Below are 21,554 nucleotides of genomic sequence, written 5' to 3' on the forward strand. Positions count from 1 at the left end.
ATATTTTCTTGCTCTTGATGATGCGCTGCTCAACCTCCGACAATCGGTACAGGTTGGCAGCGAAATAATTAACTTTTCAGCCCACTACCGAGGCTAAATCGTCTTTAGTGACAGGTTTGAGCAGTGCACTGTTGATCCCTATAGTTGTCATCGTTTCGGAGTCCGCTTCGTGGCCGCTTACAATAGTAAGGATGGCATCTGGTAGCTTTTTCTTGAGCTCACTCGCTAAGTCGTAACCGTTATAATCGGGAAGGGTAAGATCCATAAGAATGTGATCGAAACGTTGATTTTCTGCAGCCTGTAATGCTTCAGCACCGCTGTACTGAGTAGTGACCGTATGACCTAAGTGGGAAAGAAACAATTGTAGTAGCTCCGCCGCATCCTCATCGTCTTCAATCACAAGTATATGCTTATTGGCAGGCTGATCTGAATTACCTTTTGAATCAGTAGACTGGATTTTCTGCTCTGCTTGCCCATTATCTGCAAGTCCTCGATAAGCGGTTTCGTCCTCTGGAGCGTGCGGCTTGTCTATTGGCATGTCTGCAACTTGTGCCTCCACGTTGGTAAATGTTACGTGATTACCTGGCGGGAGGTATTGCGAAAGCAAGTTAGCCAGTGCAAACCGGTCAATCGGTTTTCCAATTACGTCGTTAAACCCTTCGCGAATTAACGATTCTCTTAAGCCTTTGCGGCTTGCTGCTGTGACGGCTATCACTGGGATATCCTGCCCATGTCGTCTAATCGCATGTAGGGCTTCTATGCCATTCATCACTGGCATATGAATATCCATTAAAACGAGGTCGAAGGGCTGGTTGTGTTCATCCGCCTGCAACACGGCTTCCAGTGCTTTTACGCCATTTTCAGCGTAGCTAATGTCAGCTTGAGATTGACTCACAAGGTGGCCGGTTAGACGTCGAATTTCTCGCAAGTCATCAACAATTAATACGCGTCCAGTCACGTTTAAATTGATGCTACTAGACTCGACAGGTTGAATTTGGCCTAATTCAAGATCTATACGAGGCTGTTCAGAAACATCGCCAGGGTTTATATCAAATGTAAATGTGCTGCCTTCTCCTAAACGAGACTTAACATCAATGTCGCCGCCCAGTTTAGTGACAAGCTCTTTGCAAATGGCAAGTCCAAGTCCTGCTCCGCCATGATTGGCGCGCATTACATCTTCTATTTGTTCGAAAGGCTGAAAAATATTGCTGAGCTTATCAGGCGGCATGCCGATACCTGTATCATCTACAGAAAATCGCAGCAGTGTTTGACTCGAATCTTTTTCTGACGGCTCGTCGAGAGAGATGGTAAGCGTGATACTGCCCTTGTCGGTAAATTTCACGGCATTCGAAATAAGGTTCAACAATACCTGACGCAGGCGGGTAGGATCTGTGTGTATAAACTCTGGTATTTTTGTTTTTGAAACAACGTTAAGGCTTAGTCCTTTGTCTTTGGCATTCAAACGCATTAATGAGTGAATGTCCGTCAAAAACGCGCTTAAGTTCACTTCCTTAATGTTGAGTTCAAGTTTCTCTGCCATTATCCGCGACATGTCTAGCAAATCATTGAGTAGGCTTAACAGGTGCTTGCCATTAGAGTGGATAATAGATAACTCTTGTTGAAAAGGGCTGTTTCTCGCATCGTCTATAAGCAGTTCGGTGTAGCCAAGAATAGAGGTGAGGGGGGTGCGCAGCTCATGCCCTAAATGCGCAAGGAACTTATCTTTGGCCTTGTTCTTTTGCTCTACTTTGTTCCGCTCAATTCGCTCGTTCTCGATGTCACGACGAACCATGGCGTATCTAATCGTGCGCATAAACCGCGGTGATTCAATTTCCGATTTTTGCAAATAGTCTGCGGCACCTGCTCGCATGACCATTTCATCCACCGTAGCATCCGATTGTCCGGTAAGTATCACCACGGGTAAATTGAACTGGTTAGATTTTAAAACACCCAATACATCAATCGCGTTCTCTGCACCCAGTAAGTAATCTAACAAACACAGGTCGAAACTTTGTGTCTTTAATGCTTCCACTGCGTCTAAGCTATTCGTCACCCACGTCAACTCAAACGTAGGTGACTCGCACTGTGCTAGATAGTCAGAGGTTAAGAAGTAATCATCTTCATCATCCTCTACCAATAAAATTTTTATTACCTCTGACATCTAGTACCTCTTTTACTCGTGTGGTAATTCTACGAACTCTATCCAGTAACGTCCGAGCGCGCGCATTAGTTCAACCAATCCTTCAAAGTTCACTGGTTTTGTAATGTAAGATGCGCAACCTAGATCATAACCGCGTAGCATATCTTCCTCCTCTTTAGAGGTTGTGAGAATTACCACTGGGATACTGCGAAGCTTGGGGTCGTTTTTCAGTTCTTGCAGCGCCTCTCTACCGTCTTTTCTTGGCATGTTTAAATCTAGTAAAATAAGACTAGGTCGCGGTGCCGAAGCAGGATCTGTATATTTACCTTCATGACGAAGAAACTCTAATAATTCAACGCCATCTTCAACACAAAACAGATTGTTTAGAACGCGGCTTTCATTGAGCGCGTCAACCGTAAGTAAGCGGTCGTCTTCGTCATCGTCCGCCATAAGAATATTGATAGGCTGAGTTTGTTTACGCGTCATTGTGTGTTTCTCCATTATTGTTGTTAGAACCAAACGGTTCACTATTTTTGGGTATTATTATCGAGAACGTTGCCCCTTTTCCGGGAGAACTAACTGCGGTTATTTGACCGTTGTGCCGTTCTACAATACGACGACAAACGGCAAGCCCAATACCCGTACCTTTGTATTCACTTCTACCGTGAAGGCGTTGGAAAGGGGCAAATATTTTTTCAGCAAACGATTGCTCGAACCCTATACCGTTGTCTGATACGGTTATTTTTGTCCAGTCGTATTCTTCAGCAAGCAGAATGTCTTTCGTTTCTTCTTCCGTCGCGTCTCTTGCAGATATCGTTACTTCAGGTCTCACTCCCTCGCTCTGAAATTTCAGTGCGTTAGACACTAAGTTTAAAAACAGCTGCTCTAATTGCGATTTGTCACCGCGAATAGTCGGCAAATCGCTAACATGTATTTGCGCAGACTTTTCATCGATAGCGATTTCCAAATCGCCCATGATGCTATCCACTACGGTGCCTAGATTAACGTCGTCAAACTCTTTACCTCGTGTGGAAACGCGAGAAAAGGCGAGAAGATCTGAAATAAGCATGGACATCCGCTCTGCTGCATTGAGCATGCGCGCAAGATAATCTTTGCCACGTTCGTCTATCACATCGTTGTAACCCGATTCTAAGCGGTTACCAAATGCCCGAATTTTTCTTAATGGTTCTTGCAGATCGTGTGACGCCACAAAGGCAAAATCTTCCAACTCTCTATTACTTCGTGCTAATTCGTCTGAATAAACACTTAACTCTTGCGTTCTATCTGCTATCCGAGATTCTAGATCTTCGTTAACAGACTCTAGGTCAGCTTGGTATTTCTCATGCTCACGGGAATTTATTTTGAGCAACAAAAATACCGTAATAATCAGTAGCAGAGTCGTTGCAGAGGAAATGATCAGCGTATTAACAGAGTCCCTTCTTAGGCTCATTAAGTTGGCTAAATGCGTGCCTTGCATATCTCGTTCTGAACCGTCGATTTCTCTAAATAAGGTTTCAAACTGTTTGTAGAGTTTTATACCCTTATCGCTATTCACTAAAATGACAGCTTGTTGCTCTTTTCCTTCTTTATACAGCTCAACTATTTCAATGACTTCATTGATTTTAGCTTTGGTTAAAGACAAAAGTTCTTCGATGCGGATGGACTGGTCGTTAATATCTGAAGAGAAGGAGCTTACTTCTACCTCATCCATTAATTCGCCGACTACGCTTAACGTTTCGGTGTAGTCGGTAAGATATTCTTCATCGCCAGTTAGCATATAGCCGCGCTGACCAGACTCCACGCGAAGTACAGCAACGTGAAGGCGGTTAACTGCATTGATAACACGGTTCGTAGTGAACAGCCGCGCTTCCAGAGCAGAAAGGTCATTCAATGTACTAACTACGTAAAATGAATTAGCAGTTATTACAATAATGACCAGAACAACTAAAATTATCCAACTGTATAGTGAAGACAATACTTTAGTAATCATTTACTTAATCCGAAACATTGCCACTTAACTCTGATGTCATTTCAGCAAGAGTATGGCTGCAGTCTTTAGCACTGCTTATTATTTTATCCAACGCCACCAATGCCTTTTCAGGTGGAACGTCACCGTTTAATGCCATTTTTACTAGCTCAGCCTGCATTGATATTCTGTTTAATGGTTTGCGTGCATCATGCACATAAACACTTAGTCGAGAAAATTCTTCGCTAGTCATGCCGAATACCTCTTACTTAGTCGTCTTTACTTAAGTCACCATATGCATGAAGACGGTTGTAAAGCGTTTTTGTACTAATTCCCAGCATTTCTGCTGCGGTGGTCTTATTGCCATTCACTTTTTCCAACGTGGCATAAATTAGCTCTTTTTCCACGTCTTCAATGGTTCTACCGGCTTGGAGTGCCGGTGTCGTGCTCTGCTTTTGAGCGAAAGGCGACTCAATGGTTTTTGGTAATTCAATCTCACTCTTTTCAGGGTCGCTCATAATGGCAGCGCGATGCACAAAGTGTCTTAGTTCACGCACGTTACCGGGCCAGTCGTAGGCTTGTAACGTATCGAGTTGACTATCTTCCCACTTAAATTGCGAGCCATTATCTTTATTGAATTCAGCAATAAAGGTTTTTGCTAGTAATGGAATATCTTCCTTTCTTTCACGTAGCGGAGGAATGGTGATTGGGAACACCGCAAGTCTGAAGTAGATGTCTTCGCGCAGTACTTTGCTTTGCGCAATCTCTTCCATTGTTCGGTTCGTGGCAGATACAACGCGGCAGCTCACCGGGATGGTCTTCGTTCCGCCCACACGAATAACAACCTTGTTTTCTAAAACGCGGAGTAAGTTGGGCTGCATATCAATGGGCATTTCTGTAATTTCGTCCAAAAAGAGCGTGCCGCCCTCAGCTTGCTCGAAAACACCTTCTTTACGACCTACAGCGCCGGTAAATGCTCCTTTTTCGTGACCGAAAAGTTCGCTACCTATTAGTTCTTTTGAGAATGCACCACAGTTGGTTGCAATATAGGGACCTTCACTTTCTGAAGCGCGATGAATTGCGGCAGCCACCACTTCTTTACCTACACCGCTTTCACCAAGCAGCATTACGTTAGCGCTGGTTTTGCTCACTCTAGAAATCAGCTTGTAGAGCTCTTTCATAATTGGCGATTCACCAATCAGCAAGTCAAAATGTTTCTCTATTTTTTCTTGTGCAGGTGCTTTTTCTTTTGGCTTTTGACTTAATACGGCCTCTATTTCCTCCCGTTGAATTGGCTTAACGAGGTAGTCGACCGTGGGGCCACACAGACCCTTTATCACGCTTTTCACAGAAGGGTGACCCGTTATCAAAGTAACGCGAGGGCGCTTAGGAAGTGCATCTAATTCATTGAACAAGTGTGCGCCGCTTCCATCGGGTAGCATGAAATCAAGCAGTACATGGTCAAAGGTTTCTTTTTCTAACCAATCGCGGGCTTCTTTGAGTGTGGCAGCGGTAAGTACTTCGTGGCCAAGAAATTCGATGATAGTACAAGCTACTTCTGTGAACTCGGCGTCGTCATCAACTAAAAGTACAGTAAGCACGTGGATGTCCCTCTCTTCTTTCGTTTCCTATTCAGAAAAAATATGGAATAGAATCAATGTTATAGTTTTATCATACGCTATTAATAGCTGAATGCTAAAGCGCATATTTAAAGTTTATTTGTACGCTGGTTTAAATCGATAAGGCGTAAGCGCATCGGAAAACATTTAAATGCCTCAAGCAACCCGGTAACCTTGAACATTTGCTTAGATGCCAGGGATAGTCGGTTGCGCTACCTTCTTCTAATTTATCAACTCTTTGCGATCAGCGGTACACATCGCGCTAAAGTACAGAATGTCTATATCTGTTTTTGTTTTATTAGGTGATTTTATTTTACTTATCAGGGGCATTTGCAAAAAGTATTCCTGTCTTTAACACACCGTCACATGCAATCGATGGCATATTTTTCGCACGATTTAACTGTCTAAAGTTACTTGCAATTTCACTATGGCAAATCGACTAGGTGCGAGAAATGTATATTAATTAGGCGAGAAGCCCGTCTGATTAGCGCGACGTTCGCAGGTAATGTGATATCAAAGGAATTGAAGATGTGGGGAAAAACAGCTGTAAGATCAATGACCTTATACGAGTTGTTGGGGAAAATGCAGCCGCGAGCAAGACAAGATAAGTTCGAGTTTGCTGAGTTTTGGGATGTGATGGAGAAAAGGGGCTTTGGACCAATGCTGGCGCTGCCATCTTTTATCGCTTGCACACCGATTGGGGCCATCCCTGGGATCCCATCTTTAGCGGGTGGGACGATTTTACTCATCGCGTTGCAAATTTTACTCGGTCGTAGGCATCCTTGGTTACCGCAAAGAGTGAAGCAACTAAACTGTGACGCCGATCAGCTTCGCTACATTGTCGAAAAGGTTAAACCGTATGCAGTACGCGTAGACCGCTTTTTAGTTCCTCGGTGTTTTTTCATGCGCCAGCCTGTGTTCAGATCATTCATCGCATTATGCTGTGCGGGTTGCGGACTTGTAATGATTCCACTCGAGCTTATTCCCTTTATGGGGCTTATTCCCGCTTTTGCTGTTTTTATTATGGCAATAGGCATGGCCACAGACGACGGTGCTGTGGCGTTAGTTGGTGTTTCGTTATCGCTATTTGGCTTTATACTTGGGTTTGAACGCCTTGCAGTCGCGCTAAGTTGATGATCTAACTACTCAGTACACGAATCGAGCATAAAATCTGACGATGGAAGGTTCATTGTTTGATATCGTAGCTCGCCAATAAAAGCACGGGCAGCTGGTCCCAACGTATCGCCGTCTTCGAAAGACAAATAAAGGAGCGCCTTACGCAACGCTGCATTATTATCGAGGGGAAGGGGAACGAGTGTACCGTCTTCTAGCTCATCTTTAATTATTGCTATAGGCAGCCACGCAAAACCCAACCCCTGAGCAATAATATCTAATGACGTTCTAACGTGGCTTACGGTCCAGCGCTGCTCTGCACCTAACCAGCCCACATCAGCTTTACGCTCCGCGGATGAATCCCTTACCACAATTTGACGATACGCTTTTAAGTCTTCCAGTGTGAGCGTTCTATCCAATTGGTGTAATGGATGGTCGGCGTGAGCGACAGCTGCAAATTCAATTTCGCACAAGTCTTCGCTAAAGCCATTAGAAAACGCGAAAGGAGAGATGCCTAAATCAACTTTACCATTGCTCAAAAGTGAATTTGCGCCACTGAGTACAGTTTCTTCTATCTCGATACGAAGGAGCGGGAACTCAGCAGAAACTTTCGCTAGCACGTTATAAAGCAATTCAGACGGGAAAATAATATCTACCGCTATGCGTAAAGTTGTTTCTGTGCCAGATTTAAGGCTATTGGCAACGGCCTCGAGCTTGTGCGCTTCGCTAAGCAAAAAAGAGGCACGGCGATACATAAGTTCACCTTGCGGCGAAAGCTGGACTTTACGTCCAATATTCTCAAACAATGACACTCCAATGGCGTTTTCAAGCTTTTGAACCGCGTGGTGAACGCTCGATTGACTTTTGTGAACTTCAGCAGCAGCTTGATTAAAGCCGCCTGCATCGACGACGGCTTTGAACATTCGCCATTGTTCTAACGTAGATTTCAGCATACAGCGCCTTAAAACTCTTAATTAACGCTACTTATAGCATACGCGTGGTTAAGAAGTCATTTCTGGTTTGCTTGATTTATCGTGGGTACAGGGCATGTCACAACCGAAACGTTCTCATAGCCCATCTTTATAAGTTGCTCTGCAGCTAGTTTTGCTCGAACGCCCGACGCACAGTGAATATAAAGTGGCGCTGAAGCATCTTTAAACTGTTCCAGTGCCTTCATTTCGAGCACGCCGCGTGGTATGTGAAGCGCAGAAGGTACGGGCTGATTGGCAACTTCGGCACTCTCTCGTACATCAATCAGTATACCGCTATTGTTTCGGCACTCACTGGCCGCTTGCTCCGCAGATACAGTGCGTAAGTTCACGTCTATGTTTTCTATTCGAGTCTTCATGTCTATAAGCATATTTTTCCTTTTTGCCTAAACTTAGTTGAAATAAGTAAAATCTAATATATTGATGTCAGCGTAATAAAACAATGTAAAATACGGCGATTCGTCGCATAAATTGGCAGGTCGGCAAAATGCCTTATACTTTAGTATAGTAAATGGCTAAATTGGTGCCGAAATACTTTACAGATAGAGAGTGCTTATGTCCGAGGATATGGTAATAGGTTCAGATGATATAATGGAACACGCTGCGGAAGCCGAGATCTTCCTTAAGCAATTCGCGAATAAAACACGCCTTATGGTGCTTTGTTCGTTGCTGAAAGAGGAAAAATCGGTAACCGAACTTCTCGAAGTTGTTAGCGTCTCGCAGCCAGTGATTTCTCAGCACCTTGCTTTATTGCGAGAATCAAAGATGGTGGCCACAAGAAGGCAAGGTCAAACTATTTACTACCGCTTAGCAGACGAGCGCGTCAAGCGCTTAATTGCTTTGATGTACGAATTTTTCTGCGAATAATCTTCTTTTTGCATCCTAAGCTACAATGTCCGCCTTCAACAACGGACATTGTAAAATTCCTAACTAAAAATTACCATCAATGACACTCTTCGGTTATTAATTTCCGTTTTTGTTCAATTGCTCGCAAAGCATAGGCACATAGCCTTCTTCAGATATTTTTTCACTTTCCACTTCAGGTCTATCAACCAATTCGTCGTGACTTAAATTCACTACTACGCTGTGCGCCGCCCAGTCGATACTTTCAATATCGCTAGGTAGAAGTGCGAGATGTTTACCACCCGGAAGCCAGTTGTTGGTATCTACCACTAGCATGATTATCTTCCAGCTCTCGGTGTCAATGACGAAGTTACTGATGTGGCCCACGTTATCTGTGGTTGTAGCTACTTCATATCCACCAACTTCGCCCACTGCTCTTAGGTGGTTGGTGCTTTTTTTCGGGGTTTCAGTTTCAGACTCTTCAGCGCGTTGTAATTCGACCAGTTCATTTGGATGTGCGAACTCTCCCCATGCTCCTGGACCAATCCAATAGTATCCGTAACCAAAATATTTGAAGAGGTTTTCTTCGTATTCACGTGACACAGGCTTATGTTCGTCAATAGAGGGGCTGTTTTTCAATGTATCAACTGTCATATTGATATGAACAGACTCACTATCTTCATCTAGCTGTTTGACAGATATAGGTGATATTACCACTTTGCGGCTAAGCGGTAGCCAAGTATTGGTATCTGCGACCAAGTAGCGAACAGTGAAGGTTTCGTCGTCGAAAAGGATATCGCGGATGCCGCCCACTTTGTCATCAAGGGCATGTATAGAAAAGTGAGTAAGCTGTTTTGAACTAATGATCATCGTTGCGCCTCCTTTGCATGGGCTCGTTTTTCAGAATGAAATGCACAATTCACTGCACATCACTCTGTATTACTACTAAGTGTAGACAGTCCTTAATGTTTCTTCATTTTGTTCTTGTCTGAAGTTGATTGAGATCATTTGTTCAATAACAAAAAAGCTCGCCGGAGCGAGCTTTTTAGTAATGCTGTAGCATTATGCTACATCGAATTCTTCATCAGAGTAATCTTCATCATAGTCTGACTGGTTACTCGCACTGCTGTGAAGGGTGTAGAAGTGCTTTTTGCCCCTTGCTAATCTGACGTATTTCGCCCAGGCTTTTTCTAGGTTATTGCTAGCTTCAACTTTACCTGTAACGAATTCGACGAAATGTCTCTCATCATCACTTTCAGGCGACAACTCGCCACTTTCAAGTCCTAGCAGTGTTTTGCCGTAGTGGGTTAGAAGATCGGCTTCAGTAATACTGAAGTCACCTGATTTACGAAAACCGTATGGAAACTTCTGATGGTCAATATAAGGTTTTGCAGATTGTCGAATAGCTAAACTTTTCATGTTGTACCCAACGTAATGTTTTGTTCAGCGCACTTTTAAGATAATTAAAAACGAAGATAAAACAAAAGATTTTTCTCTTATCAATAAAAAATTTTTAACGGTATAAAATCTAACACTAAATTTTAGATTACGTCAGAAAAGTATACAGAAAGTACGAGGTGAAAACCTCAAGTATGATGTGTCTAAGTTTTTGAAATTAAAGTGAAATGTAAGTATCTATTTATTGGCCCTGCAATGGGTATCGCTATTACACGAGCGTAAATGAGTTGGACGTTAAAAGTCTATGAAAATCACTGATGAGAATAATCAAAAATTCTTGTCGCTACGATGATTAAAATTCGTTTTCTATTTTGTCACTTAAGATAATAATTGAAGTGTGTTAACAACCCAGAGAAGTCAATGAGTAAAGACTATCGTTACCAGCGTGATGAATGGGACTCGGTAGAAGAGGAAGATTTTCACGCTAAAAAGCCAAGTTCCAAACGTCAAAGTACTGTAAAGGAAAAGCAGAAGCGTGACCTGCAACGCCGTGACAAACAGCGTCGCCTGCACCAAGAAGAGTATTAATTCAGTGAGTTGGTGAAATTTTAATAAAGCGTACCGTTTATAGCGGTGCGCTTCTGTGCTTTTGTGTTTACTTACCGTATTATCTGTGTCAATTTAGACCCACTTTGATTCGGTTGTACAATAAGCATGGATATACGCTTTCTCACCACCTTTATAGAGGTGGCAAAAACTCGTCACTTTGGTAAAGCGGCTGAAAATCTTTACCTTACTCAATCTGCAGTCAGTGCGCGCATAAAGCTACTTGAAGAGTATTTTCATACCACGCTTTTTATTAGGCAACGCAACAGTATACAGCTCACTCAATCTGGTGAGAAACTTCTGCCTTACGCTAGGCAATTATGCGCAACGCTAAACGAAGCAAAACAAGAGCTCCAAATTCAATCCTCTGAATATGTTGTTTGCGGCGCAACACAGCTTGCGAGCGAGCTGTTATTGCCTCAGATGCTCAGTCACCTACACAACTCGTTTCCCGATTGGTCAGTAAAGGCTGAAGTTCTTACGTTAGATACACTGTCGCGACAATTGCACGAAAGGGTGACAGACTTATCTTTCTCCACTGAACCGTTGAAATCTGAAGAAGTAAACAGTGATGTATTGCTAGAGCAGGAGTTGGCGCTGTATCGAATTGGACAAGCGTCTGAGACTATTGATGCATCAGATTTTGTGGCTATTGATTGGGGAGCTAAGGCAAGAGACTGGTTGCTTACTGCTTACCCTCAACTTCGCGATGCAAAGTTAAGAACCAATTCGTTGAATCTTGCGCTCAACAATTTACAGAGCGAAGGTGGTATTGCCGTATTACCGACCAACGTTGAAAGCCAGTTACCCGATAGTGTGAAAGTGACCAGAATTGAAACGTTAGAAAACGTATCGTTTAAGGTGTATGTGCACAGCATGAAGCAAGTCAGACGAGTGGGTCTAGCAGAGATAATAGAAAGCGTGTCTAAAGCGTGTTAACCGCTGCCAATAAATTTACCCACTGTGCCTAATTTAAAGGCATGTGAATCGCAGAATTAAAGAGAGAAACTTATGTCACAATTACATCCTTTATTGGAAAAAAACGCATTTCAACGACTAGAAGCAAGCCTTGCAACAATTAAAGCGGAAGAAAAGCTCTTCATTCTTAAAGATGAGCACGGCTGCGTAATGCTAACTACGGATGAAGAAGATGGTGTTCCGGTTTGGCCTGATGCAGAGTTAGCACTCTTGTGGGCAACCGAAGACTGGGCACACTGTGAAGCGATGAAATTAAGCACCGAAGAGTTTTTGACTAAGTGGGTGCCGGGCATGACGCAAGATGAATTAATGGTCATTGTATGTCCTGTACCTGCTGAAGAAGGAGAGGTAATTACACCAGAAGAGTTTGCTGACTACCTTTAAGATGTGATCTCAAGGGGAAGGCAAAGGGTAATTATCTAGTAAGCAAATGGGGCATAAAAACGCTTGTTGGGTACAACGTATCTGGCGCTTATTGTGCCCTTAATTAGTAACCCAAGGAGGCGTTATGTTTACTGAGCAACCCACAATGAATAGTTTATTTAGCCAACTCGGTTTAGGAAGTTCAGACGAAGAAATTGCTGAATTTTTTGAAACACATCGAGGGCTGAATAAGAGCCAACATCTTCATGAAGCGCCTTATTGGAATGAAAGTCAGTCTGCATTTTTGAAAGATGCCATTATTGAAGACGCTGCGTGGGCCGAAGTGATAGACCAACTTAATGCTGAGTTGCACGAATGATGGCTCTGCGCTCCTAGATTTAAACGTCAAACTAATATTTAATGCTTTGAGAGAAGGTACTAGCCGTTTTGTTGCACCCATCTGCTGATGATTTGTGGTTTCTTCCGTTAGGTGGAACGGGCGAAATTGGGATGAACCTCAATTTGTATGGTCACGATGGTCAATGGTTAATGGTTGACTGTGGGGTTTCTTTTGATGAGCCTCTCACACCTGCCTACAAAGGCGTCAGCCAAGAGTCTAACCAGAATACGTTCAAAACCACTACGCATCGCGTTGTGGCTCCAAACCCTTCATTTATTACTAAACAAAAAGAAGCACTGGCTGGCATTGTCATTACCCACGCCCATGAAGATCATGTAGGCGCAATTCCTTACCTTTGGGAACGCTTCCAAAAGCCAATTTATACTACGTCTTTTACCGCCGAAGTGTTAAGGCGAAAGCTTGCAAGAAGTAAATTGGCTAACCGAATTGCCATTATTGAAGTCGACGCAGGCGATACTAAGCAAATTGGGTCTTTTAGCGTTAACTGGCTAGCCATTACTCACTCGCTTCCAGAACCCTTCGCACTAAAAATCAATACACCAGTAGGCACAGTATTACATACAGCAGACTGGAAAATTGATGCCAACCCTGTAACAGGTTTACCGTTTGACGTTAGCCTTTACAAGCGACTAGGCAACGAGAATATTCTTGCCATGGTTGGAGACTCTACCAATGCAACAAAACCGGGCTTTTCAATTTCTGAGAGAAATTGTTACGACGGCCTATTAAGCACTATCGCGCCGTTAAAGGGTAGAGTGGTGGTAGGTTGCTTTGGTAGCAATATAGCACGGCTAATTTCGCTAGCTAAAGTCGCCAAGAAAACTAAGCGTTACATGGCGCTGTATGGTCGTTCGTTAATGAACATGTACGGCATTGCCAAACAACAGGGCATTTGGCCAGACGATTTACCGGTGACCGACCCCCAACATTTAGGTTATCTTCCCCCCCATGAAGTTTTAGCTGTAGCGACAGGCAGCCAGGGCGAGAAAAATACCGCGCTGGCGCGTTTTGCAAAAGACACTCACCCTCACCTTAGTTTAGACAAAGGGGATACTGTGCTATTTTCTTCGATAGTTATTCCTGGAAATGAAGAAAGTGTAGGCCGACTAAGTAAAGCGCTGCAGGCAAAGGGAGTAACGGTTATTCACAGTGAAGATAGCACGCTGCCAATTCATGCCAGCGGTCACCCCTGTGAAGAAGAATTAAAGCTCATGTATCATTGGGTAAAACCTACCATTGCTATTCCGGTTCACGGCGAGCATCAACACCTTCAAGCACATGCAAATATTGCTAAAGCGTGCGGTATTAAAAAGACCTATGTAGGGCAGAACGGTGATTTGTACAGGCTAGCGCCACAGCCAAGCATTCGCAGACAGGTTGTTCCAGTTGGTCGAATTCCTGTACAGCAAGCGTAAAATAAAAATATCGAAATAGCCCTAAGTGTATTTAGTCGGACGCGCCTTTTGCTTTTGTTCATATTGTACGCTTTAGAAAAATTAATTTTTAATTATCAATGCGATAGATGTGTCCTTTACGTTTTTTAAAACCTCATTTTAGAAGCTGCCCAAGTTTAAAACATTCTGTTACACTTGGGCTTATAATAAAAATTTAAAACGTGCGACCCATTTTTGATGAGATATTTCAACTATTTTTTACTGCTGTTTTTAGTTGTAAGCCTACAAGCGGTGGCCTCGCCGCGACTGTCTAATCCCGTCTTTCAGTCTTTATCGACCAAAAATGGCCTTCCGCAAGATATCGTCAACGACATTGTTATAAACGAAGATGGCTTTGTGTGGATAGCCACAGAAGGTGGTTTGGTTCGTTGGGATGGAGTTAGAACTAAACGAATAGCAGGTCCAGACAATTCTCTTATCGACTCATCCATTTATCGACTTGCCCTTCAAGGTACTGAAGCGTTGTGGTTTAGTGTGTACGGCAGAGGGGTTTATTATCTCGATTTGGCCACTCAAGATGTGGTGCAATTAGAGCCAACGTACTACCACGACTTTGAAGGTTTTGTGCAACATGCAGAAACCTTTCATTGGCAAGATGACACGCACCTTATCATTGCACTGGCAGAAGAAGTGCATAAATTTAACACGCAAACTAAAACCCTTGAGCGAATAGCAAAGCTCCCTGAGCCGCTGTTGGGTAACAGCCAAAGCATCCGGGCGGCAATCACCGTTGAAGACACCTTACTGGTAGCCACTACATCGGGGGTGTACGTCAAAAATATCAACAATTTAGAACAGTCTTTACGTCGACTTGATTACCTGGGTGATATTCCCGAAAACCTCGATAACGCCAATGCAAAGTTTCTACTTTTAGACGATAAGGACAGGGTGTGGATTTCAACGGTTTCGGGCGTATTTGTTGCTCAGAAACAAGACTTTCTCAAGCAGGTACAGGGCGAAAAAGAACATGTCTTTACACAGGTTCTATCTGACAGAAACGTGTGGACGTTGGTTCAGTACAAAGACGACGCTTTTTGGATGGGCACTAATAAAGGGCTATATCAGCTGAGTAAAAAAGCAGGTGGTTGGGAATACGAACACATCTTAGAACCGCATAACGGTTTCACCGAAATTTCAAACAAAAAAATTATCGCCATTGCCAAAGATGAATCTGACAACCTCTGGTTAAGTTCAGTCTATGCTGGTGCACTGTATTTCGGTGTGAAAAGTGCGGATATTTTTGCTATCCAGAATGAACGAGCCGGTGAGGCTAGCGTTTTGACTAGCCATGTGGTGTGGTCGTTTGCCGAGACTGAACCTAATAAAATATGGATAGGTACAGAAAACGGGCTTAATCACTATGATTTCACGACAAAAAAGTCTGAGAAGTATCTGTATTCAAAAAGTCAAAGAGCGATTATCGGCGAAGGCGCCGTAAACAAAATTGTTCCAACGCAAAGTGGCGAATTGTTTCTCAATACGTACAACGGAATACGGTTGTTTGATATGGAAACAGGGGAGGCTAACCGGCCAGAGGTATTAAAAGGTGGCGATGACACCGTATTTGATGCGTATGGCGCGGGAATGATGCTTTCAGATAAAGGAGATTTGTACTTTATTGGCAACGAAGGTTTTTTAAAGTATGACGTGGACAAAAAAGAAATTTCTTCTTTAGAGCTGGATCCTCGTGTTTTTGACATAAATTTTTCATTGGGTTTCTTGGGGCAGTCTCATTACCACAATGATCGATTATTTTTTGCTACCGAAGGTGGTTTGTGGTTAATCGACCCAGAGACGTTTCAGCATGAATTGGTCTATCGATTCTCAGAGCTACAGCGTGGCCGAGATCGCTCCATATCGTCGTGGGTTATCGACGATATGGGTGTGCTGTGGCTTGCATACAGTGGCGTAGGGTTGGTTGGCATAGACGCAGACACGTTTGAGCCGTTGTACAACCTAAACGAATCGAATATTTTATTATCAAACATTGTTTACGGGCTGCAAAAAGACGAAGCAGGCAATATCTGGTTTAGTTCGCACAAAGGGTTACACAATTACGATCCGTCTACCGGCCAAATCAAGAACTTTATCTACGGACGTGAGCTAAGTGTTTCTGAGTTTAACCAAGGGGCTTCGCTTAAGCTTAAGGACGGTCGACTGGCTTACGGCTCGACGAGCGGCGCTGTGGTTTTCTCTGCATCGCAATTGGAAAGCTTGGAAGTTGGAAGAAGTTTGCTAAGTAAGCAAACTGCTATAACAGAAGTCGCCGTAGACAATAGGATCCTTAATCAGCCGCTTAAAAACCTAACCGGACACCATTTTGATCTCGATTACGAAGATTATGGGTTAACAATCCATTTTTCGTCATTAGCGATGTCAGGCATAGGAAAAATAAAGTACTACTACAAGCTGTTGAACGGTGATCGCGTCGTTACAGAAGGCGTGACTGACGATGCAAAAATAACCTTTACCAACATAGAACCGGGTGACTACGTTTTTTCTGTTGCCCCTACGCCAGGTAGTTTCGACTATAACGTGCTTCCGGCTGAAATTACGCTTTATATGCCACATGCGCCTCTGCGTTCACCGCTTGCATATACTATTTACGCAGTGCTCATCGTAAGTTTATTCGTAGCATATTTACTCTCCCGTCAACGCCAACTGTTTAGACTACAAAAAGCGCAGCAGCAGGTAACGCTATTCAGTGACGCTTTTAGACAAACTCGAGACTGGGTTTTAATTTTTGATAAAGAAAAGCGTTTAGTTGCCGCGAACCCAGCTTTTGAACACGTGTTCGGCTTTAATAATAAAGAGCCGTTACCCAAGCAGTTGGCACGACTTTATTTGCGTTACCCAACGTTGAATAGACACCTTTCTGGCAAATTACCGGAAATGCAGGGAGGGGATTTTTGGAAAGACGAGGCCGTGATCGATGGTGCTGATGGCAAGCGCTACGACGTGCTTATTGATATAACAGCGGTAAGTGGCGAAAGTAATACTGCAGAGCATTACCTGATTGTTATTTCCGACATCACAGAACAAAAAAATGCTGAGCGCAAACTTCTGAAAATCGCGACCTACGATGGCTTAACAGGCTTGGTCAACAGAACATTGCTGCTAGACAGACTGGAGCATGCTATTGGGCTTGCCCGTCATCATGAGCATCGTGTGGCGGTGATGTTTGTTGACTTGGATAGATTTAAAGGTATTAACGACTCACTTGGGCATGACTACGGTGACAAACTGCTGCGCATTGTAGCCAACCGAATGCGAAACCTTGTGGCTGAGTCGGGCACCGTTGCGCGATTGGGCGGCGATGAATTCGTTATTGTTGTTGAGGAAGTTAATGCCAGTGACGACTTGAGCTCATTCGTGGCACAAATCATTGAATCGGTAGAAACGCCTATATCGTTAGCAGAGGAAGTGCTTCGTGTCTCGTGCAGTATTGGTGTGGCGTTTTATCCCGAAGACGCCTCTGAGCCTGCTGAGCTTATCAAGCAGGCTGATGTGGCTATGTATACGGCGAAGAAGGACGCATTAAGCGGCTTTACCTACTTTACGACAGACATGAATGAACGTGCCAAAACGCGTTTACAGCTTGAGAATAAAGTAAAGCGGGCCTATTCAGATGACTGTTTCTTCAATCACTACCAGCCAATTATAGATGCCAGAACCAATACCACTATTGGGGTTGAGTTACTGCTGCGAGGAAAACTGGATAACGAGCCTCTTTTCCCCGATCAGTTCATTCCGGTACTTGAAGAATTGAAGTACATAATAGAAGTTACACGACAGGCAATGCGAAGAGCGGCAGAGGATTTGTCGTCCTGGTATAGCCAGGGCTTCACGGGGTTTGTTTCTATTAACCTATCTGCACTTCACTTCAAAACCGAATTCGACTTAACCGGTGTGCTAACCCTGCTTGATGAGTTCAACCTACCCAAAGAAGCGTTTCGATTCGAGATTACCGAAGGCGTATTGATGGATGACAGTGATAATGCGTTAAGACAGATTAATCGGTTTGTGAAAGAAGGCTTTGTATTAGCCCTTGACGATTTTGGTACAGGTTACTCGTCTTTAAGCTATTTAAAGCGTTATCCGTTGTCGGTATTAAAAATCGACAAGAGCTTCGTTAACGAAATGGCGCCGGGTAATGCAAACGAAGCGCTGGTAACAACAACCATTACGTTAGCGAATAACTTGAATATGAGTTGTGTTGCGGAAGGCGTTGAAACAAAAGCGCAAGCGGAAGAATTGATTGGAAAAGCGTGTTATTTCCACCAGGGCTATTTCTACGCCAAGCCTTGTACCGCCGAGGAAGTTGCACCGCTGTTATTTAAAGCGTGGTAAAACGTCGATATTTACCACGTTTTTCTAACAGATAAGACCATAAAGATTCAAAAGCCAAATCTATAAGAAAACTAAATTTAGCCTCTAAAGCCTTGTTATTCGTCGCATAGAATGTAAACGCTTGTTTAAAAAGCTTGTTTTTCAATAAAAAATAGGGCTTATTAGAAGTCTGTGAAATCATTGTAAAAATGAGCTACATTATAACAACATATGAGTGACTTATGCCGCTAGACATGACAGCAAACGCAAATACCACGGAAGTAATAACATCGCCATTAAGTATGTTGTACCACTGGGAACAAAGCCGTGGGAACGACGTATTTCTTACGCAGCCTATTAACGGTGAATATCACGACTACACATGGAAACAAGTCGCCGAACAAGCCAGAAAAGTGGCAGCACGGTTACGTGAATTCGATTTCCCGCAAGGCAGCCGTATAGGTATCTTTTCAAAAAACTGTGCTGAGTGGTTTATCGCTGATCTGGGCATTATGATGGCAGGTCACGTGTCGGTACCTATTTTCTCAACAGCCGGTCCAGACACGGTCCAGTATGTATTGAAGCATGCTGACGTACAGCTATTGTTCGTTGGAAAACTAGATAATACTGCGGAACAAGTTGCCTCTATTCCTTCAGAATATTTAACGGTTGCATTTCCTTACCCAAACATTGCTACTAAACAGCAGTGGAAAGAATTTATGGATATCGCGCCCATAACAGACTCGCCTGTACCTGATATGGATGATTTGATGACGATCATTTATACGTCTGGCAGTACCGGTCAGCCTAAAGGGGTGGTGCACAGTTACAATACGGCTTGTTGGGCAGCGCGTCGCTCACTCGATCAATTGGGTATTAACCAAAACGATCGCACAATGAGCTACTTACCTCTTGCGCATATTACAGAGCGTGTACTGGTCGAGCTTTCAAGCTACTACAGTGGTGGCAAAATTCACTTTGTAGAAGATTTAACTACCTTCCAACGGGATGTAGGTCACTGTCAGCCAACGCTATTTATTTCGGTACCGCGTTTATGGACAAAGTTCCAGATGGGCGTGTTAGCGAAAATGCCGCAGAAGAAGCTGGATACGCTGCTTAAAATTCCAATTTTGAACAAAATTGTTGCGAAGAAAATTCGCGATGGCTTGGGCATTAATAACGCACGTTTGTGGGCAAGTGGTTCGGCGCCACTTGCACCAGCAGTCATTGAATGGTTCGCGAAAATTGGTATCTACATTTCTGAGGGATGGGGAATGACCGAAAACAGTGCCTATGGCACCGGCAGTGTACCTTTCCGTCATGATAAAATCGGCTGTATCGGCAAGCCATACGACGGCGTAGACATTCGCACGTCAGAAGAAGGTGAGATTCAAGTTAAGTCGCCGTGCAACATGCTGGAATACTACTTGGAACCACAAAAAACGGCTGAAGTCTTTACTGAGGATGGTTATCTGCGCACTGGTGATAAAGGGGTAATTGATGCTGATGGCTACGTTAAAATTACTGGTCGTTTGAAAGACATCTTTAAAACCGCGAAGGGTAAGTATGTTACACCAGCACCGATTGAAGCAAAATTCATGGAAAACCCTATTGTTGAGCAAGTGTGCGTAACGGGGACTAATTTGCCTCAACCTGTGGCTTTGCTAGTGCTTAGTGAAGAAGCGCAGAAAAAAGACAAAGCGGGCATTGAAGCAAGCCTTAAGAAAACGTTCGAAGCTATCAACGCAAAACTGGAAAGCCATCAAGTTATGGATCGCGTTGTCATTATGAAAAACGAATGGAGCATCGAAAACGACTTGCTGACTCCGACGCTCAAAGTAAAGCGTCATGTTTTAGAAGACCGCTTTGTTGATATTATCCAAGGTAGCTATCGCGACAAATTAGTTTGGGTTGACGCATAAAATCCTCGTTGAGTCTTTTGCTTTGGCACTAATTGAAAAAGCTCTGTCCATGACAGAGCTTTTTTTATTAGAAGGAGGCGCAATAAGCGTTAAAACTGTGTTGGGCTATAAGTACTACAGCGAGGCTAAATCGCGTCAAACGAAACGCAATGGTCGCTTTAAGAAGGGTAGCGAGAGCGTAACCCTTCATACACTAAGTCGCTAAACTCTGGCTTCGTTAAATCTAGGACATCCATTACTTCTACCAGGTGCTCGTTGTCTTCACGACCTTCCCACACTTTTACGTAAGTGCCTTCTTTATAGCCGTTATCTTGGCGGAAAAAATTGAGCACATTTTTACCTACGTACTGACGATACAGCTCGTCAGCTGACATTTCACACTGGCTTACGATGAACATGAATAGTGGCACGCTAAAGCGTTTGGCGGCGCAAAGGCCCGTCATGAGCTCTAAATTATCAAGAAGCGTCAGATTTGACGCGTCGTAGTCCTTTCCATCGAAGGTTACTAGCGTTTTGCCACTTGCTAATTCAGAAGCAATACTTTTTGCAGATTCAGCGATATCGCCTTTATATTCAATAATGCAGGCACTTAGTGCAAAGTGCCAGATATCCACCAATTCCATCTGAAGCTGTGGCAAGTCTTTTTGCTGTGCTTTCCACCATTTCCAGCCGTGATGCTCAATCGCTTCAACTGACTCTACCATTGCTGCACGTAAGTATCCGTAACCAGCATTTAGCCAGTCTGGGTTTACTTTGGCGTTCATTTTATCCTGAAGAGAAAGCATAGTGGCGAGTTGTTGCGCGGTTAACATTGTTGCTCCTGACCGTGAAATTGTGTTGCATTTTATAAAGGCGAAATTGTACTTGAATGACGCTCCGGGAGAAACTGCAAAATTTAGGATGGCGAGAGTAAAGCGCTTTCTTTAATGTCTGCTTGCTTGTGGTGCACTTGCACCATGGTAAAACTATGACTTATTGGTCATGTTTTCTCGTTTCGTGTAAGTTGTTGATACTTAATGATTAAAAAGTTGGCATTCAATCTGCAAAACATTAATCGTTAACAGTGCTGCTGAGTAGCGCTAACGTGAATGAGTGCCAGGCAACGCTTATTCACGTTGTTACTGAGTAGACCGTAAACCTTACCCATACAGATTTTTCGTGTCCTGAGGTCTGTGTGGGTTTTTTTTGTCTGAAAATCGCCCACACACGCTTTTTTGCACTCATTTACTGCGCCAGATCTCTCAATCACTTTGCTTAGAACTCTCCGGGTATTGATTTCGCCATGCCCCCAGTATTTGTTTTATTTTCATAAGACATTTGCTCATCTAAATTTTGGAGAAATAACTTAACTACTGAGCCCAATGCGATACACTAAATTATAAGGTCGACGATACCTGTACAGTCTTTGCACAG

At 43.5% G+C, this 21,554-nt stretch carries 19 protein-coding genes; 9 read left to right on the forward strand and 10 right to left on the reverse strand.

Going from position 1 to position 21,554, the window contains the following annotated elements:
- Positions 1–76: 76 nt before the first annotated feature.
- From QME20_RS14035 to QME20_RS14055, 5 genes are read right to left on the reverse strand one after another with little or no spacing between them, the layout of a single operon-like run.
- Complete coding sequence (locus QME20_RS14035; protein ID WP_049587619.1) at positions 77–2,161, reverse strand: response regulator; 2,085 nt, start codon at positions 2,159–2,161, stop codon at positions 77–79.
- A 12-nt stretch (positions 2,162–2,173) separates the two neighbouring features.
- A complete protein-coding gene (locus QME20_RS14040; RefSeq protein ID WP_049587620.1) occupies positions 2,174–2,626 on the reverse strand; it encodes a response regulator in 453 nt (150 codons plus the stop codon).
- On the reverse strand, positions 2,616–4,130 hold the full coding sequence (locus QME20_RS14045; RefSeq protein ID WP_281716100.1) for a sensor histidine kinase: 1,515 nt from the start codon (positions 4,128–4,130) through the stop codon (positions 2,616–2,618). Before QME20_RS14045 ends, QME20_RS14040 begins: the two co-directional genes overlap by 11 nt.
- A gap of 4 nt (positions 4,131–4,134) precedes the next feature.
- On the reverse strand, positions 4,135–4,359 hold the full coding sequence (locus QME20_RS14050; RefSeq protein ID WP_014949821.1) for a hypothetical protein: 225 nt from the start codon (positions 4,357–4,359) through the stop codon (positions 4,135–4,137).
- A 16-nt stretch (positions 4,360–4,375) separates the two neighbouring features.
- On the reverse strand, positions 4,376–5,707 hold the full coding sequence (locus QME20_RS14055; RefSeq protein WP_014949820.1) for a sigma-54 dependent transcriptional regulator: 1,332 nt from the start codon (positions 5,705–5,707) through the stop codon (positions 4,376–4,378).
- 546 nt (positions 5,708–6,253) lie between these two features.
- Here QME20_RS14055 and QME20_RS14060 point away from each other — a divergent pair.
- The gene (locus tag QME20_RS14060; protein ID WP_281716101.1) at positions 6,254–6,859 is read left to right on the forward strand and encodes an exopolysaccharide biosynthesis protein; all 606 of its coding nucleotides are present in this window, start codon (positions 6,254–6,256) and stop codon (positions 6,857–6,859) included.
- Positions 6,860–6,867: 8 nt separating this feature from the next.
- On the opposite strand, the gene QME20_RS14065 is transcribed toward QME20_RS14060, so the two are convergent.
- Both QME20_RS14065 and QME20_RS14070 read right to left on the reverse strand, forming a co-directional pair.
- Positions 6,868–7,791, reverse strand: coding sequence for a LysR family transcriptional regulator (locus QME20_RS14065; protein ID WP_061095293.1), 924 nt, complete (start codon positions 7,789–7,791; stop codon positions 6,868–6,870).
- A 56-nt stretch (positions 7,792–7,847) separates the two neighbouring features.
- On the reverse strand, positions 7,848–8,198 hold the full coding sequence (locus QME20_RS14070) for a rhodanese-like domain-containing protein (protein WP_061095292.1): 351 nt from the start codon (positions 8,196–8,198) through the stop codon (positions 7,848–7,850).
- A 184-nt stretch (positions 8,199–8,382) separates the two neighbouring features.
- Here QME20_RS14070 and QME20_RS14075 point away from each other — a divergent pair, with 184 nt between their 5' ends.
- The gene (locus tag QME20_RS14075; RefSeq protein WP_053103822.1) at positions 8,383–8,694 is read left to right on the forward strand and encodes a metalloregulator ArsR/SmtB family transcription factor; all 312 of its coding nucleotides are present in this window, start codon (positions 8,383–8,385) and stop codon (positions 8,692–8,694) included.
- Between the two features lie 96 nt (positions 8,695–8,790).
- On the opposite strand, the gene QME20_RS14080 is transcribed toward QME20_RS14075, so the two are convergent.
- Together QME20_RS14080 and QME20_RS14085 are read right to left on the reverse strand one after the other, a co-directional pair.
- Positions 8,791–9,540, reverse strand: coding sequence for a PRC-barrel domain-containing protein (locus QME20_RS14080; RefSeq protein WP_049587631.1), 750 nt, complete (start codon positions 9,538–9,540; stop codon positions 8,791–8,793).
- Positions 9,541–9,732: 192 nt separating this feature from the next.
- Positions 9,733–10,089: a DUF413 domain-containing protein gene (locus QME20_RS14085; protein ID WP_281716102.1), complete on the reverse strand. Its 357-nt coding sequence runs from the start codon at positions 10,087–10,089 to the stop codon at positions 9,733–9,735.
- Positions 10,090–10,488: 399 nt separating this feature from the next.
- On the opposite strand from QME20_RS14085, the gene QME20_RS14090 reads away from it, so the two are divergent.
- The 7 genes from QME20_RS14090 (at position 10,489) to QME20_RS14120 (ending at position 20,141) form a co-directional block, all read left to right on the forward strand.
- Positions 10,489–10,656 carry a hypothetical protein gene (locus tag QME20_RS14090; protein ID WP_168463489.1) on the forward strand — a complete coding sequence of 56 codons (168 nt, stop codon included), beginning with the start codon at positions 10,489–10,491 and terminating at the stop codon, positions 10,654–10,656.
- A 126-nt stretch (positions 10,657–10,782) separates the two neighbouring features.
- Positions 10,783–11,613, forward strand: a complete 831-nt coding sequence (locus tag QME20_RS14095) for a LysR family transcriptional regulator (RefSeq protein WP_061095290.1) — start codon at positions 10,783–10,785, stop codon at positions 11,611–11,613.
- A 72-nt stretch (positions 11,614–11,685) separates the two neighbouring features.
- Positions 11,686–12,036: a DUF2750 domain-containing protein gene (locus QME20_RS14100; protein ID WP_061095289.1), complete on the forward strand. Its 351-nt coding sequence runs from the start codon at positions 11,686–11,688 to the stop codon at positions 12,034–12,036.
- Positions 12,037–12,160: 124 nt separating this feature from the next.
- Complete coding sequence (locus QME20_RS14105; RefSeq protein ID WP_061095288.1) at positions 12,161–12,394, forward strand: DUF2789 domain-containing protein; 234 nt, start codon at positions 12,161–12,163, stop codon at positions 12,392–12,394.
- A 68-nt stretch (positions 12,395–12,462) separates the two neighbouring features.
- On the forward strand, positions 12,463–13,851 hold the full coding sequence (locus QME20_RS14110) for a ribonuclease J (RefSeq protein WP_281716103.1): 1,389 nt from the start codon (positions 12,463–12,465) through the stop codon (positions 13,849–13,851).
- 216 nt (positions 13,852–14,067) lie between these two features.
- Positions 14,068–18,240 carry an EAL domain-containing protein gene (locus tag QME20_RS14115; protein ID WP_281716108.1) on the forward strand — a complete coding sequence of 1,391 codons (4,173 nt, stop codon included), beginning with the start codon at positions 14,068–14,070 and terminating at the stop codon, positions 18,238–18,240.
- A 221-nt stretch (positions 18,241–18,461) separates the two neighbouring features.
- Positions 18,462–20,141 (forward strand): AMP-binding protein, encoded by a 1,680-nt coding sequence (locus QME20_RS14120; RefSeq protein WP_281716104.1) that lies wholly within the window; start codon positions 18,462–18,464, stop codon positions 20,139–20,141.
- 158 nt (positions 20,142–20,299) lie between these two features.
- Here QME20_RS14120 and QME20_RS14125 read toward each other — a convergent pair whose 3' ends face one another.
- Positions 20,300–20,953 carry a dUTP diphosphatase gene (locus tag QME20_RS14125; protein WP_049587640.1) on the reverse strand — a complete coding sequence of 218 codons (654 nt, stop codon included), beginning with the start codon at positions 20,951–20,953 and terminating at the stop codon, positions 20,300–20,302.
- Positions 20,954–21,554 lie beyond the last annotated feature (601 nt).

The organism is Alteromonas sp. CyTr2 (assembly GCF_947311905.1).
GTDB lineage: Bacteria > Pseudomonadota > Gammaproteobacteria > Enterobacterales > Alteromonadaceae > Alteromonas > Alteromonas macleodii.

Excerpts from the sequence above, each read along its gene's own strand:
- QME20_RS14035 (WP_049587619.1), bottom strand. The coding sequence starts at position 2,161 with ATGTCAGAGGTAATAAAAATTTTATTGGTAGAGGATGATGAAGATGAT.
- QME20_RS14040 (WP_049587620.1), bottom strand. The coding sequence starts at position 2,626 with ATGACGCGTAAACAAACTCAGCCTATCAATATTCTTATGGCGGACGAT.
- QME20_RS14045 (WP_281716100.1), bottom strand. The coding sequence starts at position 4,130 with ATGATTACTAAAGTATTGTCTTCACTATACAGTTGGATAATTTTAGTT.
- QME20_RS14050 (WP_014949821.1), bottom strand. The coding sequence starts at position 4,359 with ATGACTAGCGAAGAATTTTCTCGACTAAGTGTTTATGTGCATGATGCA.
- QME20_RS14060 (WP_281716101.1), top strand. The coding sequence starts at position 6,254 with ATGTGGGGAAAAACAGCTGTAAGATCAATGACCTTATACGAGTTGTTG.
- QME20_RS14065 (WP_061095293.1), bottom strand. The coding sequence starts at position 7,791 with ATGCTGAAATCTACGTTAGAACAATGGCGAATGTTCAAAGCCGTCGTC.
- QME20_RS14070 (WP_061095292.1), bottom strand. The coding sequence starts at position 8,198 with ATGCTTATAGACATGAAGACTCGAATAGAAAACATAGACGTGAACTTA.
- QME20_RS14075 (WP_053103822.1), top strand. The coding sequence starts at position 8,383 with ATGTCCGAGGATATGGTAATAGGTTCAGATGATATAATGGAACACGCT.
- QME20_RS14080 (WP_049587631.1), bottom strand. The coding sequence starts at position 9,540 with ATGATCATTAGTTCAAAACAGCTTACTCACTTTTCTATACATGCCCTT.
- QME20_RS14085 (WP_281716102.1), bottom strand. The coding sequence starts at position 10,089 with ATGAAAAGTTTAGCTATTCGACAATCTGCAAAACCTTATATTGACCAT.
- QME20_RS14090 (WP_168463489.1), top strand. The coding sequence starts at position 10,489 with ATGAGTAAAGACTATCGTTACCAGCGTGATGAATGGGACTCGGTAGAA.
- QME20_RS14095 (WP_061095290.1), top strand. The coding sequence starts at position 10,783 with ATGGATATACGCTTTCTCACCACCTTTATAGAGGTGGCAAAAACTCGT.
- QME20_RS14100 (WP_061095289.1), top strand. The coding sequence starts at position 11,686 with ATGTCACAATTACATCCTTTATTGGAAAAAAACGCATTTCAACGACTA.
- QME20_RS14105 (WP_061095288.1), top strand. The coding sequence starts at position 12,161 with ATGTTTACTGAGCAACCCACAATGAATAGTTTATTTAGCCAACTCGGT.
- QME20_RS14115 (WP_281716108.1), top strand. The coding sequence starts at position 14,068 with ATGAGATATTTCAACTATTTTTTACTGCTGTTTTTAGTTGTAAGCCTA.
- QME20_RS14120 (WP_281716104.1), top strand. The coding sequence starts at position 18,462 with ATGCCGCTAGACATGACAGCAAACGCAAATACCACGGAAGTAATAACA.
- QME20_RS14125 (WP_049587640.1), bottom strand. The coding sequence starts at position 20,953 with ATGTTAACCGCGCAACAACTCGCCACTATGCTTTCTCTTCAGGATAAA.